Source organism: Mucilaginibacter sp. P25 (genome assembly GCF_050859465.1).
Taxonomy (GTDB): domain Bacteria; phylum Bacteroidota; class Bacteroidia; order Sphingobacteriales; family Sphingobacteriaceae; genus Mucilaginibacter; species Mucilaginibacter gossypii.
Genome location: NZ_CP193937.1, coordinates 4,311,590 through 4,326,520, shown reverse-complemented (window position 1 = coordinate 4,326,520; position 14,931 = coordinate 4,311,590). Strand labels below are relative to the sequence as shown.

The 14,931-nt window shown below is 39.0% G+C and carries 10 protein-coding genes; 2 read left to right on the top strand and 8 right to left on the bottom strand.

What is annotated here, in order from left to right; all coding sequences use genetic code 11:
* Positions 1 to 203: 203 nt before the first annotated feature.
* From ACRQ5D_RS21840 to ACRQ5D_RS21805, 8 genes are all read right to left on the bottom strand, one after another.
* Entirely contained in the window at positions 204 to 2,639 is a 2,436-nt protein-coding gene (locus ACRQ5D_RS21840; RefSeq protein ID WP_091167680.1) for a glycoside hydrolase family 3 N-terminal domain-containing protein, read from the bottom strand.
* A 210-nt stretch (positions 2,640 to 2,849) separates the two neighbouring features.
* Positions 2,850 to 4,427 (bottom strand): RagB/SusD family nutrient uptake outer membrane protein, encoded by a 1,578-nt coding sequence (locus tag ACRQ5D_RS21835; RefSeq protein WP_091167681.1) that lies wholly within the window; start codon positions 4,425 to 4,427, stop codon positions 2,850 to 2,852.
* Positions 4,428 to 4,487: 60 nt separating this feature from the next.
* Complete coding sequence (locus ACRQ5D_RS21830) at positions 4,488 to 7,058, bottom strand: SusC/RagA family TonB-linked outer membrane protein (RefSeq protein WP_432329834.1); 2,571 nt, start codon at positions 7,056 to 7,058, stop codon at positions 4,488 to 4,490.
* Positions 7,055 to 7,441 (bottom strand): carboxypeptidase-like regulatory domain-containing protein, encoded by a 387-nt coding sequence (locus ACRQ5D_RS21825; protein WP_432329832.1) that lies wholly within the window; start codon positions 7,439 to 7,441, stop codon positions 7,055 to 7,057. Before ACRQ5D_RS21825 ends, ACRQ5D_RS21830 begins: the two co-directional genes overlap by 4 nt.
* A gap of 608 nt (positions 7,442 to 8,049) precedes the next feature.
* Positions 8,050 to 9,933: a hybrid sensor histidine kinase/response regulator transcription factor gene (locus tag ACRQ5D_RS21820; protein WP_432326570.1), complete on the bottom strand. Its 1,884-nt coding sequence runs from the start codon at positions 9,931 to 9,933 to the stop codon at positions 8,050 to 8,052.
* A complete protein-coding gene (locus ACRQ5D_RS21815) occupies positions 9,857 to 11,149 on the bottom strand; it encodes a ligand-binding sensor domain-containing protein (RefSeq protein ID WP_431200393.1) in 1,293 nt (430 codons plus the stop codon). Before ACRQ5D_RS21815 ends, ACRQ5D_RS21820 begins: the two co-directional genes overlap by 77 nt.
* On the bottom strand, positions 11,125 to 11,499 hold the full coding sequence (locus tag ACRQ5D_RS21810) for a two-component regulator propeller domain-containing protein (RefSeq protein ID WP_431200392.1): 375 nt from the start codon (positions 11,497 to 11,499) through the stop codon (positions 11,125 to 11,127). Before ACRQ5D_RS21810 ends, ACRQ5D_RS21815 begins: the two co-directional genes overlap by 25 nt.
* Positions 11,439 to 12,188: a ligand-binding sensor domain-containing protein gene (locus ACRQ5D_RS21805; protein ID WP_431200391.1), complete on the bottom strand. Its 750-nt coding sequence runs from the start codon at positions 12,186 to 12,188 to the stop codon at positions 11,439 to 11,441. The genes ACRQ5D_RS21810 and ACRQ5D_RS21805 overlap by 61 nt, the downstream gene beginning before the upstream one ends.
* Positions 12,189 to 12,591: 403 nt before the next feature.
* Here ACRQ5D_RS21805 and ACRQ5D_RS21800 point away from each other — a divergent pair, with 403 nt between their 5' ends.
* On the top strand, positions 12,592 to 12,975 hold the full coding sequence (locus ACRQ5D_RS21800; RefSeq protein WP_432326567.1) for a hypothetical protein: 384 nt from the start codon (positions 12,592 to 12,594) through the stop codon (positions 12,973 to 12,975).
* A 40-nt stretch (positions 12,976 to 13,015) separates the two neighbouring features.
* Entirely contained in the window at positions 13,016 to 14,920 is a 1,905-nt protein-coding gene (locus tag ACRQ5D_RS21795; protein WP_432326565.1) for a glycoside hydrolase family 3 N-terminal domain-containing protein, read from the top strand.
* Positions 14,921 to 14,931: the final 11 nt, after the last annotated feature.

Sequence of the window (14,931 nt, the reverse complement as noted above, 5' to 3'; positions counted from 1 at the left end):
CAACTTTTAATACTTGCTCCGATGCCCGTGAGCTTTCCCTGAACAAACAAGGACTGATTTTTATTTGCGCTCTGGCAAAATGTGGAAAACCAAGTAAAACCATCTACAACCACCTTATGGGCTCTTTTTTTCATAGCGTAAGTCGATTATGGTTTATGATAATATCATATTTATAATTAATTGGCTATCTGGGTTATTTATAATTATTTCACCGTTAAATCCTGAGATAGTTGAATACTGTCGGAAGAATTTCCGATTTTAATTTTGAAAACACCGGGCTCTACAACAAAATTCATCTTGGTGTCAAAAACGGCTAAGTCATCCGGATGTATCCTAAAACTTAATGTTTTAGTTTCTGCCGGCAACAGACTTACCCGCTCAAACCCCCGTAAAACAGAATCATAAGTAGTTAGGCTACTTTGCTCATCTGTGATGTAAAGCTCCGCAACTTCATCCCCTTTTACTTTACCAGTATTGGTTACATCTACCGAAACAGTAACATCTTCTTTATTAGATATCTCCGAGGGACTTATTTTAAGGTTTGTAAAACTAAAGGTTGTGTAACTTAATCCGTACCCAAAAGGATATAAAGGTCCGTTTACACTAGTTTTGCCATAACCGTTGGGCCCCGCAGTAGGCTGGCCAGCTTGCGAACCCTTTTTAAAAGGAAAGTTAAACTCAATCTGGCCGGTTGTTTTAGGAAATGTAATTGGCAGTTTTCCGCCCGGATTGTAAGTGCCAAACAAAGTCTCGGCTATAGCTCTTCCACCTTGAGCCCCTGGAAACCATGCTTCTAAAATTGCGGGTAAATATTTATTTTCCCAATTAATAGTTAATGGTTGACCGTTTATCATTACCATTACTACAGGCTTGCCGGTGGCATATAGAGCCTGCAATAGTTGACGCTGCCTGCCAGGTAAATCTAATCCAGTTCTTGACAAGCTCTCGCCTACCCGCTTCTCATCTTCACCTACCACAGCTATCACTACATCCGAACGTTTAGCCATTTCCACAGCCTTATTAATCTCTTGCTGTTCTTGAAAAGTTAACGGAACTGGTATAAGCTCACTTTCTGGCCACGTTGAGTCTACGACATCACATCCCTTTGCGTAGTTTACCTTTACCCTATTTCCGACTTCATTGGTAATTCCGGATAAAACTGAGATCAAATGATTATTTGAAGGACCATATCTGCTTAACTCGTAATTGGTTTCAGCTGCCAATGGACCGGTAACAAGGATACTTTTCAATTTGCTTTTATCTAATGGTAGAAGTGGCTGCTTTTTATCCTTATAAGGTTGGTTCTTTAACAATACAAATGACTCCCTGTTAATTTGCATTGCAAACTCATCATCTTTTAGCGTGTGTACCTTTTTATCGGATAACTTCGTGTCATCCACATAAGGTTGATCAAACAATCCCAGTTTAAATTTTACCCTAAGTACGTCAGAAACCCTAGCATTCAATGTTTCCATCGAAACTCTGCCTGTTTTAACCAAATTTCTTAGGGGCAGAATAAAATCCTGTGGTGGTGTAAAATTGGTTCGAACGTTAAGGCCGGCCTCTACAGCTAGCCTCACTGCATCTTCGGCATCTTTTGCTACATGATGTTTTGTTTCCAGGAACTCTACCGCCTCACTATCAGAGACTACATATCCCGTAAAACCGTATTGTATTCGTAATAATTCCGTTAAAAAATACCTACTGCCAGTTATCGGCATCCCATTCCAGTCATTATAACTGCTCATTACGCCAAAAGGATGTGCTTCCTGAATTACTCGTTTAAAAGGATAGAGAAAAATTTCTTGCAATTCAATAGGCGCAATATGAGGATCTGTTCTGGCATTGCCATCCCTTCCTCCTTTGGGGACGCTGTAGGCCGCAAAATGCTTCAACGTAGATGCGACGCCATTCTCTTGTATACCCAATGTCATCTGCTTACCTAACTCGGCAACCAGAAAAGGATCTTCACCGTAGGTTTCAACTACCCTGCCCCATCTTGGGTCTCTGGATACATCCAAAATTGGAGCATAAACATTAGTATATCCCAATGCTTTAGCCTCTCTTCCAACGATATTACCTGCCGTTCTGACCATTGGCTTGTCCCAGGTGCTACCAATGTTGATAGGCGAAGGTAACGGTGTTGCACGATCATGATTTAGTCCATGAATTCCTTCATTAGTAAAATCGACTGGAATTCCTAATCTGGTTTGTTCTATAAACCATTTTTGAACCAAATTAATCGCATCGGCATGTTTACTGAAAGGGTAAGAATACTCAGACTGTGCATCGGGGTTAAAAGGTAAACTATTGAGGTGTTCATCAATATTTGCTATACCATCTTTCCAGATTTCATTTTTCCATTCCGCTGTTGGAAGCTGATCTTTTAAAACACGATGATAGCCGTAAAGTGTTGCCATTTGACAAGTTTTCTCCTCTAAAGTCATCTGCGATAGCAGATCATTTACCCGGGCCTCTATGTTTTGGGTGGGATCTTCGAAGATGTCCTCCTTTCCGTTTTTATTAAAATCTATCCACCTTTGATGATAGATATTAACAGATTTATCTTGAGAAAATAAAAAATCAACATTTAATAGCAAGCATATAATCAAGACAAAGTTTTTTAGGAAATATTTCATAGTAATTAGTTAAAAATTGGGGCTGGCGTGTTTTTTGATCGTTAGATTTGAGCAGGAAGACTGACAGGCCAAGAAATGGCAATTCTGTTTACATAAAGCGCAGTATTTATCAGCTAATTTTATTTCAATCCGTGGAACATCCCGGCCTTATTATATATAAATACCCATCAGCAAATAGATAACGATATTTGCCGATGGGTATAAAATAAATTAATAGCCCGGATTTTGCGGGAAATTTGGCGCCATAAGGTCAATTTGATCTTGTGGTATTGGCCAACGTACCTGAAAATCTTGCATCGGGAAAACCTTTTCGTTGGTGCTTGCGCTTCCAAATGTGTGGTATTTATTTACCTGACTCACCAAAACTCCCATTCTTTTTAATAAAAACCAGCGCCCTCCCTCGAACGCCAATTCCCGTGCCGATTCGTCTAGAATGGTTTGTTGGTCGATTGATGTAAAATTTGGCATGCCTGCTCTAGCGCGAATCCTGTTAATGTACATTAAAGCAGTAGGGTCCGAACCGTTGTTGGTCAGTCTCCAATGAGCTTCAGCTCCCAGCAATAGGGTTTCGGCGAGTCGATAAGCTATTACATCTTTGTAGCTTCCTGCACGGCCATCAGGCTTGGTGAAATCCTGATATTTCTTCACACTCCAGTGGTATTGCCTGTAATTATCTGAATAGGATGACTTTGGCAACTTTCTTCCGTAATAAGGATCTCCTGGTTTGTTACCGACTACAGTATCTGGGAAAAAATAAGTTGTGAAGCGCTTGTCAGGAGATAGCCCCGTGGTTTTATCCCATCCTAACAGCGTTTTAAGATAAAAATTCGGTGTTGTCCATGCAAAAGAATTGCCGCCCCAATTATTATCTTCAATCATATGGCCTCCAGGCATTTCATAGTAACGTGCAGTAAGCACAGCATTTAAAAAGTGCTGTTCTCCGCCGGCAAGATTTGAGCTTCCTCCTGTTAACTCATCAAACTGGTAGGTATAAAGAGATTCGTTATGATTGACATCCGCGCCAAACACCTTTTCCAGTGGTTGTAAAGCATAAGGGCCAGTATTAATCACTGCATCACATTGAGCGGCCATTGTTGCCCAATCACCCTGCCAGGCAGCAACTTGAGCTCTAAGGTGTCGGGCAAGCCCCTGGCTAACTTCCCCGGGTTGAGCAACATATGATAAATTGGCAATTGCAAAATCTAAATCGGAACTAATCAACGAAAGAACCTGCTGTTTTGTGGCTGGTTTATATTGAACAGGGTCAAAGGCGTTATTTACAGTCGTTGGGATGGTATCAATTAATATATTATCATACAACTCCCAAAGTTTAAAAAAAGTCATTGCTCTAATAACCCTTGCTTCACCGATAACTTTATTTTTAGCGGCTGCCGAGGAAAAACTAACTTTTTTCGCACCTTCGATAATCGCGCTCGCCCTGTCTATCAGTTGATAACCAGAATTCCATTTACCCCTTGGGAAATCTATAGCGTTCATATTTGCCTTGTAAATTTGAGCATCGTTAAAGGTCCTGGTGCAACCCAAATCGTCCGCGCAATAAATCCAAAGGTTATCCTGCTGCAAACCACTATTATAACTAACCAGTTCATATGCTCGCTGTAAATTATACAATGCCCCAAGGCCTACATTCAACCCTGCCTCATCCTTGTAGATAACATCCGAGCCAATTTTTGTAAAATTTTCTTCCGCTAGCCATTTTTTGCAGGAGGCCAAAAGGGACATTATTCCTACAATTCCTGCTATCAACATTTTATTATGATTTTTCATTTTATTATTTTATTAAGACATTTAAGAATTAAAAGATCGGCTGTTATAAACATTTTACTATTATTGCAAACCGATTTTTACTCCCAAAATAAAATTTCTTGTTGCCGGATAAGAGTACAAGTCTTGCTCTGGGCTATAAGCCTGATACTTGGTACTAGTGATTAGGTTTTGCCCTGTTGCGTAAATCTTCAGATTAGCAATTTTTAATCTTGAAAGCACTTTTTGGGGAAAGGTGTAGCCTATGGTGAGGTTTTGTAACCTCCAATATGAAGCATCTTGCAATCCAAGATTATACATTCCCGGAGGCGAAGTACCAGCATTTGGCTGTGGAAAAGTATTGGAAGGGTTCTCGGGAGTCCAATAATTCACCTTGATCCCATTTCTATTTCCTCTTAAATCCCCACCTGCGGTATAATCATATAAAAATTGATTGTTTTTTGTAATGCCTTGTACGGTATAAATATCCATTGAAAAATCAAATCCTTTGTAGGCCACGCTTAAGTTAAATGAGCCTGTCCAATCGGGATATTTAGATGTTATATAATTATCATCAGCATTTATTTTTCCATCACCATTTTTATCTTCCAATTTCACGGTTCCAGGTACAGGTGTTTTCTGGGTGAACGGATCAACAATAGGCTTTCCACTTGCGTCTAAAGCTACAGGAGCTTGCACACCATTAATTTCCCACTTTCCTGTTGCCTTATCAAAGGTCGAGCCGGGGTACACTTCAGTACCCTGCCACACGCCAAGATATTTCGCTTGTCTGTAAATCTCGATTGGCTGACCAATGAACCAATTATTTGCAACATCATCATCCTGTACACCATCGCCGTTAAGGTCTCCATATAGCTTCTTGATTTTATTCCTATTTTTGGAAAACAACACCCCCATCCTCACGGTAAGATCCTGGGTTTGTACAGGCACACCGTCCAATTGAATTTCTATGCCGCGATTTTGAATTTCGCCAATATTATAAGGTTGTGTAGTGTATCCGATTGAGGAATTCAACTGCCTATTTACCAATAAATCAGTTGTTTTGGTATTATAATACTCCACTGTACCGGAAATACGATCTTTGAATAAAGCAAAATCCAATGCAGTGTTTAAGGTTGTCGATGTTTCCCATTTCAGTTTAGGGTTGGACAGTGAACTTCCGGGTGTATAACCTGAAACTCTGTTGTTGCCAAATAAATAATCTCTTTGATCTGCGAGGCTCAAGCTTCCATAAGGAGGAATTCCTTCATTACCCACACTTCCATAGCTCGCGCGAAATTTAAGGTTTGTGATCTGTTTTACATCCGTCAGAAACTTTTCTTTATAGATATTCCAGCCTAAAGCAACAGCTGGGAAATAGCCCCATTTATTGTCGGCACCGAAAACAGATGATCCGTCAGCACGGGCACTTAGCGTTACATAATATTTTGACGAATAATCATATTGAACCCTACCAACACCCGAAACCAACCTGCGCCTGTTACCTCCGATTGTTGGCACATTAATTAAAGCTGACTGTAATCCGTAAATGCCAAGTATGTCATTCGGAATTTTAGATGCTGAGTTTCTGAAATATGTGTAATCCTGCTGAGTTGCACTGGATACAAAAGTAAACCCCAGGTTATGCTTTTTTATTTGAGTATTATACGTTATTATATCTTCCAGCAACCATTCTCTGTTATCCTGAAAGTAGATGCTTCCGTTAGCAGATCCATTGGCAACGCCGCTTTCGGAAAGTGCCGTATTGTAGTCCAATTGTTTATAATTCCAGGACCTGCGGCTAGCGTTAATTCTGTTATTGAATCCCTTGAACGGTTTTATATCTAAATAAATATTAATAATATCGTTGCGGTTACGGGTATCATCCTTTGTTTGCTGTAAATTTAATAAAGGGTTGAAACTTTCCTGATTACCTCCCGGCCTTACATTATAGCTTCCATCTGCATTATAGATATTACCTAACGGGGATGCTGTTATTACTTCACGGAGAATTGTGGATACTCCCGGATCATTTGATTTAGAGGTTTGGAATGAGGTATTAATTCCAACTTTTAACCAACTCTTTAAATCCTGGTCTAAATTTATTCTGATAGCTCCCTTTTGAATATTAGTTGTTGGCACTATGCCTTGCATATCCTGAAAATTCGCTCCAACATATAGTTTGGTTTTTTCGGTACCAGATGAAAAACTTAGGTTGTGATTCTGAATTGTTGAAGGTTTCAAAACTTCTTTTGACCAATCTATAGACCGATTTTCGGCGATAGCCTGTAATTCGTCTGCGCTGAAAATAAGATTGTCTGGTCTGATAATGTTATTATTAACCGCTCTATCGGCTTCTCTTTTTAACTGTGCAAACTCCGGGCCTGTATATACATCAAAGTTTCTGTGCACGGTTTGTGTTCCATAATAGCCTCCATAATCGATTGCCAGTTTACCTAGTTTCCCTCTTTTTGTAGTAATGAGAATAACACCATTAGATGCTCTTGCCCCATAAATAGCCTGTGCGGCCGCATCTTTTAAAATCTCGATTGATGAAATATCATTGGGGTTAAGATCGTTGATAGAACCGATAGGGACACCATCTGCAATTACAATCGGGCCATCTCCCCCAGCTAAAGACCCCCTTCCCCTTATTGAAATATTAGAAGAGCCCCCGGACCCGCGTCGTTTGTTGTTACCTGTACACCTGCCGCCTTTCCTCTTAGCATCTCCCCCACATCCAAAGTAACATTTCGAGTTGCGCTTTCAGGCTTGATAGAAGCAACAGAACTGATGATATCACTTTTCTTTTGCGTACCATAACCTATCACAACTACTTCGTTAAGATTACTGGAACCTGCTTTGAGCACTACATGCAGATCTCTTTCTTCCCCAACTTTAACCTGCTGTTCCAAAAAACCGACATACCGAAATACCAGGACGGCATCATTATCAGGTATCTTCATTGAAAATCTCCCGTCAGTGCCGGTTACAGCACCTTGTTTGGTGCCCTTTAACAGAACGCTAACTCCAGGCAGCGTTAATTTTTGTCTCGTCCGTTACAATACCCTTTATCACTATTTGCTGGGCTTGAGCCTTTAAACATAGCAATAATAAAATAGCAATTGCACTATGCCTGAGGTAGCCTCGGCTAAGCACATAAAAAGCATTTCTCTCTTTGTAAAAAGTTTTCATTCTAATTGGTTTGGTTAATAATTTGGTAATTGGTTGCGTTACTATTAGAGATAATAACTGCTACAAATATGATTGAGGAGTGCAGAATCGACGGTATTTTAGCGTACTGAAATGAGGGTTCAAATGTACTTTACAGGCAGAAACAACTATTACAGGAGTCTATTCAAACTATATATTAAATTGCCAAGGTTGCTTTTGAATGTGTGGAATGTTTGAATAAACTACTTTTTGACCCGATACTGCGGCCATTTTGTTGCTGTGAGAAAGCATCAATCGAGATGAATTAAAGATCCCATTACACGTCAGATATGATATGCGTGCATTTAGAATATCAGATAGTTAATTACTGGAGCTATGATTTGCATTGGCGGACAGAACGCAAAGCCAAAGACACTCCTTTGCATTTATTACCCCGTTGTTGCAAGCTACGAAATAAGCCCTGTTAGAGGGATCAAACTTTTTTCTGATGGAAGTTTTGAATATATTCTGAGGGCGAATACTCAAATTGCTTTTTAAATTCCTTACTAAAATGCTTTCTGTCATTGAACCCGACCATGTATGCCACTTCAGCAATAGAATAGGTATTTTGCTTAAATAGCGCGGCAGCCTTTTTTAATCTGATTTGTTTAATTAAATCTGCCACAGAATAACTGGTTAAGGCCTGTACCTTCTTGTACAATACTGTACGGCTCATCCCAATTTCGTTAACCAAGTCGTTTACTTCAAAAGTAGGGTCTTCTATCTTGCATTCTATAATGCTCATTAACTTGTTGAGAAACTTTTCTTCGGGAGAGGCTATATTACTGGGCGAAGGCATTAAAACAAACTGTTGTCCAAATTTTTCACGCATCACCTCTTGAGCATGCAATAAGTTCTTGATATTTAATTCAAGGATTTGAAAGCTAAATGGCTTAGAAACATATGCATCTGCCCCTGTTGAAAGACCATCAATTTGATGATCAAGTGAGGCTTTGGCTGTTAGTAAGATAAAAGGTATGTGACTGGTGTTTTCGTTTGACTTAACGCCCTTACAAAAATCCAACCCATTCATTCCTGGCATCATAATATCGCTGATTATTAAATCCGGAATTTCATGTTTCATTGACGACAAAGCATCCTCGGCATTTGAAAACTGCAAGATGGAATATTTCCCATGCAGCAAATCAACGATTAATTGTCTCACTTCATCATTATCTTCGACAATCAAAAGTGTATACTTTTTTGACGACCTGGAAAATAAAGGTGCGGCGTCATCATTAACAATAACTTTATCAGAATTCATAACGGCGGTATCCATTATATAGGCAGCCTTACTCGGATCAAGAATCTGCTGGCTATTCAGATGTTTACTTCCAATTGGAAGTGAGATAATAAAACTGGTGACATTTTCTGGAAAACTTTCACTGCTTATTTCAATTTTACCGCGGTGCAATTCAACAATACTTTTTGACAGCGCTAATCCAATACCACTTCCTATATCCTGCCTTCCCCGATCATCTACCTGAAAAAAGCTTTCGAATAATTTAGGCTGCATATCTTTGGGTATACCTTTTCCATTGTCAGTTATTCCAATTTCAATCCAATTGTCTTCTATGAAACTCTTGCCGACCGTTAGGGTGATTTTTCCCTGCTCCGGTGTAAATTTAAAAGCATTTGAAAGTAAATTATAAATAGCCTTCTCAAGCTGATTTGAATCAAAATATATAAATAATGGTGCTTCTGAAGCGACAAAATAATACTCTATTTGCCGGTCATCCGCTAAGGCCTGAAAAGATTCAAAAATACTCTTGCAGAAAGCTGTGATATCCTGGTTCGTACAATATATGTTCAAGCGCCCCTCTTCTGCTTTGCGAAAATCTAATAATTCAGTAACCAGTTTCATTAACCTGCCCGCATTGCTTTTAATTAAAGTCAAGGGTTTAACAAATTCCTTACTGCTATTTTCCTTTAGTATTTTATCTAAAGGGCCTAAGATCAGGGTTAATGGAGTGCGAATTTCATGAGATATATTGGTGAAGAAATTTAATTTCATTTGGTATAATTCTTCTTGCCGAATATTGTAAACGTGCTCCAGGTATAAATCCCTCTTTAATCTGGCCCTGTTTCTTAAAAAACGGACTACTATGATTGAAACTATACTAATGCAAAAAGCATAAATTAAATACGCCCACCAAGTTGCCCAAAATGGGGGTTTAACTATTATTTTTAAGGACCGGATGCCGTTTCCCCAAACCTTGTCATTATTTGAAGCTTTTACTTTAAATATGTAACTTCCGGGGGAGATTCGCGAAGTTGACTGTTCTTTGTGCCCCAATCTGTTGCCAATCTGTATCATTGGCCAAGCCTTCCAACTTGTAGGCATATTGATTATTTTCGGCATTGATAAAATTTAATGCAGAATAAGTAAAGCTCAAATTCGCCTGATCATAAGGCACAACAATTCTTTTCGCCTCTACAATTGAACTACTAAGCGGCGAGTCTTTTTGTCCAATTTCTACTGCCTTGTTATTAACCAAAACCCTGGTTAGGGCAACCTCAGGCTGTAAAGTGTTTTTTATAATTTCTTCAGGATAAAATACAGACAAACCATTCATACCACCAAATAAAAGCTCCCCGGTATGAAGTTTAATTGCTGCATTGTTTGAAAACTGATTGCTAATTAAGCCATCGTTTGCTGAGTATCCCGATATTTCTAAATTATGTTTTGAAAAAGGAACATCAAACAACTTAAAATCTATTTTGTATAAGCCTAAATCTGTACTAACCCATAAATTGTGCAAATCGTCTTCCACAATGGCATGAATAACATCGTCCCCTAATCCCAAATCCTTACTAATAACGTAAAACCTGCCGGTTGCCCGGTCAAAATAATTTAGACCTCCGCCTTCTGTACCGATCCATAGCCTATGTTTGGAATCGATAAAAAGAGCAGTAACATTACTATTGTCAATTTGAAATTTATTGTGTCTTCTTCGCTGGTAAATCTTTGTAATGGCGTTGGCTTTGGTGTCAAAACAATTCAATCCATTTTGTGTCCCCACCCACAAATTGCCATCAAAATCTTTAACTAAAGCCGAAACAAAATTATCGCTCAGGTTCAGACCTCCCATATTGTTTAACGCCTGTTTTCGTAAATAAACCGGAGATCGTCCATTTGGCAATACATACCTTAATCCACCGCCATTTGTTCCAATCCAAGCACCTTCTCCATCTGGCAAAATTGCACTGATAAGTTTTTCGCTCAATTTCCCATCGCTTACAGGGAATTCGAAATACCTGAACTTCTTCCTTTCCTTATTAAACAAGCTTAACCCATCTAACGATCCAATCCACAAATTTCCTTTACCGTCATCGGCCAATGATTTTATTCCGTTACTCGCCATTAATTGATTATCTGGCTTTATCGAGAAATATTCACATTTATGGTTATTGAAATCAAGATGGTTTAAACCGCCCCCAAATGTACCCACCCACCAAGACCCATCTTTGTCCTCAGTTACAGCATTCACCAAAACATGGTTCAACCCTATTTCATTACCAATACGTTCCACGATATTTTTGAAGTTCGCATTCCCTTTATAATAGAAGTTGATCCCCCTCCGAAAGTACCAACCCAAACACAACCTGCCCTATCTTTCATAAAGCTCCAAATTGCGTTATCATTTAAACTGTTTGGATTTAAGGGGTCGTGCTTATAATTGGTAAACTTCTGTGTGGCTGTATTTAAAATACAAATTCCAGTACGGGTAGCAAACCACAACGACTGTGCATCAAATAATAAAATATCCCGTACCCAATTGGAAGATATTGAATTAGGATTGCCCGTTATTGACAGGTACCTTAATAAGGTATTTTGCTTTTTTGATATGTGAAGGCCCCGGCCGTTTCCGTACCAAACCATAAATTACCTTCTTGATCTTGCCTGGTGACTAAGACTTTTAGATCTTTTACTTCTTTAAATGCTTCGGGGATTGTAAGCATTTGATAGGTTTTAGGATCAAACCTACGTAAACCAAGTTTGGTACCAGCCCACAATGAATTATCCCGGTCTGTAAACAAAGAAAATATTGCTTTTTTACCCAAAACTTCGTTAGATTCGGTAGTGAAAACCTCCTCCAATTTCCGCGTTTTTCGATTAAGCTTTCTAATTCCGGCAAAAGTACCCACCCATATATTGCCGAGGTTATCTTCCGCTAACGAGGAAATATAATTTCGTCCTCCTTTAATTTCTAAAATATCAATTGGCGTAAAGGTTTCAGTATATTTATTATATAAGCAAATTCCATTCGCAGTACCTATCCATAGGTTTTTTTCATGATCCTGGAAAATAATATTCACCCTGTTATTACAAAGGCTACTGGGATTTTTCTCGTCATAGACAAAAGTCTTAAACTCGTATCCGTCGTATCGTGTTAAACCTTTTAAATTCCCAAACCAAATAAATCCCTTATCATCTTGCAAAAAATTTGAAATAGGGCTTTGCACCAATCCTTCCTTATAAAAGATGTGCTTGAAATTGAGTGTTTGAGCACCAACCAGATTAGCAGTAAAAAATAAAATTATGAAGTAGTAATACTTACTTAAATTCATAAAGGGCTTTATAATTGGTTATTTGAACTATTCGAAGGGAACGGTGCCGCAAGATATAAACATTCGATTAATTTAAAGTTATTTTACAATGCTGGATTTTAAACAATAAAGCGCTATCACTATCGCAAGCGCCTGAATTTATGGTGGATATAATTATTTCGGCAGCTAAATATTCCAAGTCATTTCCGTTAAAATTAGAGCTAAACACGAGCAACTACTTCCGTTATTATTAAAAGGGATATTTTAACCCCACACTTGGGATGTTTATACCCCTATCAATTGCATGTAACTTATCATGTTTGCCAAGCTGATCTTTAAAATCAACCTCCAAACCTAATTTTAACACCCTGCATGAGTTTTCATCAGCATTAAATGCTGATGAAGCGATACATTCTAAATATTTATGTACAGAAAGTCCCTATTTAAAAACATTTGGAGAACAACTTCGCCGTTTTGCAGCGGTCAGAATCGCTACTCTTTTATAAAAGCGTTAAAATACGCTTCATTTTTGATTGCAGCAGTTTCAACCTTTTCTGTATCATATAGGCAAATCAATGTACAAACACCGAAAAAAATTCAAGAATCGGCTAAAAGATCCGCCTTGGTTTATAAAAACAAAAACATCCCCATTAATCAGCGGATTGAGGATTTACTGCGAAGAATGACAATCGAAGAAAAAATTCTTCAGATGACGCAGTGGACCTATGGTAAAAATGCCAATGCAAATAATATCGAAGCAAGTAAAAAAGCGGTCTCGTCCCGAAATCGGTTCTTTGATTTATCGTAGTGTTAATCCGGTTTATCGTAATGAGATTATGCGAAAGGCCATGGAGCAATCCCGTTTAGGGATCCCTATTTTGATGGGTTTTGATGTTATTCACGGCTTCAGAACGATATATCCAATCCCTTTGGCCCAGGCATGCTCTTGGAACCCCAACCTGGTGGCAAAAGCTGCCGCCGTAGCAGCCAAGGAATCAAAGCTTTCGGGAGTTGACTGGACATTTTCACCAATGATTGATGTAGCGCGCGATCCGAGATGGGGAAGAGTCGCGGAAGGATATGGTGAAGACCCTTATACCAATGCCGTTTTTGGCGTTGCCTCGGTAAAAGGATACCAGGGTAAAAATCTTTCCGATACCTTTTCTATTGCGGCGTGCCTGAAGCACTATATTGGCTATAGCCTATCCGAAGGAGGACGCGATTACCATTATGCCGATGTGTCGGCGCAAACTTTGTGGGATACGTTTATGCCACCTTACGAAGCTGGTGTAAAAGCAGGCGCTGCTACCCTCATGAGTGCATTCAATGATATCAGCGGCGTGCCTGCTTCGGCAAATCATTTTACTCTTACTGATATTTTGAAGCAGCGTTGGAAACATGATGGCTTTGTAGTTTCAGACTGGGGCTCAATTGAAAATTTAATTCCACAAGGTTTTGCAAAAGACAGGAAAGATGCTGCTTTAAAATCATTCACAGCAGGTGTTGAAATGGATATGGTTGACAATATATACGCTGACAACTTGCCACTGCTTTTAAAGGAGCATAGGATTTCGATGAAGCAGGTTGACGACGCGGTCCGTAGGATTTTAAGATTAAAGTTTAAACTAGGCCTATTTGACAAACCTTATGTAGAAGAGCTTCCAGAAAAAGACAGGTACTATCAACCTGAAAGTATGGCCATTGCAAGAAAACTTGCAGAAGAATCGATGGTGTTACTTAAAAATGATGGTCAAACACTTCCTATTGCTCATAATATTAAACAAATTGCTCTCATAGGTCCGATGGTAAAAGACAGTATTAATATCATGGGATCCTGGGAAGGGCAAGGCATGCCTTCGTCTGTAGAAACAATATTTGACGGATTTAAGAAAGAATTTCAAGGAAAAACCACACTGAATTTTGCTAAAGGCTGTGACTTTGACGGGGATGATGAAAGTGGATTTAATGAAGCTTCTATCGCAGCAAAAAAATCGGATATCATCGTATTATGTTTAGGCGAAATGGAAAAATGGAGCGGCGAAAATGCGACCCGCTCTACCCTTGCTCTGCCTGTTATCCAGCAACACCTCTTCAGTATATTAAAGCAATCAGGAAAACCTATTATTTTGATAATCTCCAATGGCCGCCCCATCGAGTTGGGGTCGTTGAATCGTTTATCTGGTGCTATTTTAGAAATCTGGCAACCTGGAATTGCTGGCGGAAGTGCAGTAGCAGGAATTATCTCAGGACGGTTAAATCCTTCCGGTAAATTAGCCATCACATTCCCTTTAACAACCGGGCAAATACCTACCTACTATAATATGAGGCAGTCTGCCCGTCCAAAATTAGGTGGTTACCAGGATATATCTTCAGAGCCAAACTATTGGTTTGGGCACGGATTAAGTTATACAACTTTTTCTTACAGTAAGATCACCCTTTCGGATAGTATCATAAGTAAAAACAAAAATCTAATCGCAAGAGTAGAGATCACCAATACAGGGTTGCGCGATGGTAAGGAAACAGCTATGTGGTTTATTTCGGATCCCGTGGCTTCTGTAACCCGACCTGTTAAAGAACTTAAATTTTTTGAAAAAAAGAACCTAAAAGCAGGAGAAAAACAGACTTTCCAATTTGAAATTGATCCAATAAGGGACTTAAGTTTCCCAGACGCCAATGGTGTTCGACATTTGGAAAGCGGTGAATTTTATATAATGCTAAATGAACAAAAAGTAAAGTTTGAATTGGTTGATTAGCCATGTTTTAT

Bases quoted from the DNA above. Each gene is read 5' to 3' on its own strand.
- ACRQ5D_RS21840 (WP_091167680.1), bottom strand. From the start codon at position 2,639: ATGAAATATTTCCTAAAAAACTTTGTCTTGATTATATGCTTGCTATTA.
- ACRQ5D_RS21835 (WP_091167681.1), bottom strand. From the start codon at position 4,427: ATGAAAAATCATAATAAAATGTTGATAGCAGGAATTGTAGGAATAATG.
- ACRQ5D_RS21820 (WP_432326570.1), bottom strand. From the start codon at position 9,933: ATGATACAGATTGGCAACAGATTGGGGCACAAAGAACAGTCAACTTCG.
- ACRQ5D_RS21810 (WP_431200392.1), bottom strand. From the start codon at position 11,499: ATGGTTTGGTACGGAAACGGCCGGGGCCTTCACATATCAAAAAAGCAA.
- ACRQ5D_RS21805 (WP_431200391.1), bottom strand. From the start codon at position 12,188: ATGAATTTAAGTAAGTATTACTACTTCATAATTTTATTTTTTACTGCT.
- ACRQ5D_RS21800 (WP_432326567.1), top strand. From the start codon at position 12,592: ATGTACAGAAAGTCCCTATTTAAAAACATTTGGAGAACAACTTCGCCG.
- ACRQ5D_RS21795 (WP_432326565.1), top strand. From the start codon at position 13,016: ATGGAGCAATCCCGTTTAGGGATCCCTATTTTGATGGGTTTTGATGTT.